The sequence below is a fragment of the Bradyrhizobium sp. CCBAU 51627 genome, from assembly GCF_028128765.1.
Lineage (GTDB): Bacteria > Pseudomonadota > Alphaproteobacteria > Rhizobiales > Xanthobacteraceae > Bradyrhizobium.
Genome location: NZ_LBJG01000007.1, coordinates 1 through 1,804, shown reverse-complemented (window position 1 = coordinate 1,804; position 1,804 = coordinate 1). Strand labels below are relative to the sequence as shown.

1 protein-coding gene is annotated in these 1,804 nt (G+C 62.1%); it reads left to right on the top strand.

Annotated elements, in window-relative coordinates:
- Positions 1 to 23: 23 nt before the first annotated feature.
- A partial coding sequence (locus XH88_RS05325) for a non-ribosomal peptide synthetase (RefSeq protein ID WP_271614372.1) occupies positions 24 to 1,804 on the top strand: 1,781 nt, incomplete at its 3' end.

The following is a 1,804-nucleotide window of genomic DNA, read 5'->3' as shown; positions in this document are numbered from 1 at the left end:
GCCAATGGCTGTCGGGGGAACGGTTGCAGAAGCAGGCGCAGTATTGGCGCAGCGCCCTGGCAGGCACAGCCCGTCTTGTCTTGCCGACGGACCATGCGCGGCCTGCCCAGCAGTCGTTTGCCGCGGCCACGGTCCCGATCGTCATCGATGCGGATTTGACCCGGGAGCTGAAGCGGCTGAGCCTGCAGCATGGCACGACGTTGTTCATGACGGTGCTGGCGGCCTGGGCGGCGGTGCTGTCGCGTCTGTCCGGGCAGGACGATCTTGTGATTGGCGTGCCGAGCGCCAATCGGGGGCACCGCGAGATCGAAGAGCTGATCGGCTTCTTCGTCAACACCCTGGCGCTTCGGCTGGACCTGTCGGGCAAGCCGCGCGTGTCGGAGCTTCTGGAGCGGACGCGGCGCACGGTGCTGGCTGCGCAGGAGCATCAGGACCTGCCGTTCGAGCAGGTGGTGGAGATCGTGCAGCCGCCCCGGGCTCTTGACCACACGCCGTTGTTGCAGGTGATGCTGGCCTGGGAGAACAATGCGGTTGGGTCATTGGACCTGCCGGGGCTGAGTGTCGAAGCTGCCGGGGAGGAGATTGATCAGGTCGAGTTCGATCTGGAGCTGAGCCTTGGCGAGCATGGCGAGGAGATCGCCGGAACGCTGGGTTATGCCACGGCGCTGTTTGATCAGGCGACGATCGAGCGGCAGCGTGGTTATCTGCTGGCGCTGCTGCGGGCGATGGCTGCCGATGCGCAGCAAGAGGTCCACCGGATTGAGCTGCTCTCGACTGTCGAGCGCACGTATCTGCTGGAGGAGCTGAACCGGACGGCGGCGTCGTATCCTGCGGAGCGCTGCATCCACGAGCTGTTCGAAGCGCAGGTGCACAGGACGCCGCATGCGGTGGCGGTGGTCTGCGAAGATGAGCGGCTGAGCTATGCCGAGCTTAATGCGCAGGCCAACCGCCTGGCGCATCACCTGATCGCCCTCGGGGTCAGGCCTGGGGATCGCATTGCCACAGTGCTGGACCGCTCCGTCGCTCTTGTGGTGGCACAGCTGGCGATTCTTAAGGCTGGCGGCATTTATGTACCGGTCGATCGCGCCCTCCCGTCGGCGCGACAAAAATGGCTGATGGCCGATTGTGCTGCACGCTTGGTGCTTTCCGGGAATGATCTGGTTGAGGCGACGATACCTGTTCTGGCTATTGAGCCGCTCATAGCTGGAACGGGATGTAGTTCCGATCCTGGGCTGGCGTTGAGCGCTGAAACTGCCGCTTACGTCATGTACACCTCCGGCTCAACTGGCCTTCCCAAAGGAGTTGTCGTTCCTCATCGTGCCGTCAACCGGCTCGTGATCAACAGTGGGTATGTGAAGATCGATGCAGGAGATCGGGTGGCATGGGCTGGCAATCCCGCCTTCGACGCAAGCACATTCGAAGTATGGGCACCGCTGCTTAACGGTGGTTGCATTGTTGCCATGCATGCCGCCACGCTCAGGGATACTCTTAGTTTTGCCCGGGCCCTTGAACAGCACCGGGTGACGTCACTGTTTCTAACAACAGCACTATTCAACCAATATACATCAACGATTGCTCCGACGTTGGCGCAACTGAAGCACCTCCTCTGTGGGGGTGAGCGCGGTGATCTTGCCTCGTTTTTGAGATTGTTGAAGGAAAAGGGCCCCGTACGTCTCATTAACTGCTACGGGCCCACCGAGACGACGACCTTCGCGACGATCTGGCCTTGCCCGGCTGATTTCAATGGGGCGGTGGTCCCGATCGGGCGCCCAATCGCCAACACGCGGGTGTACTTGCTGGACGG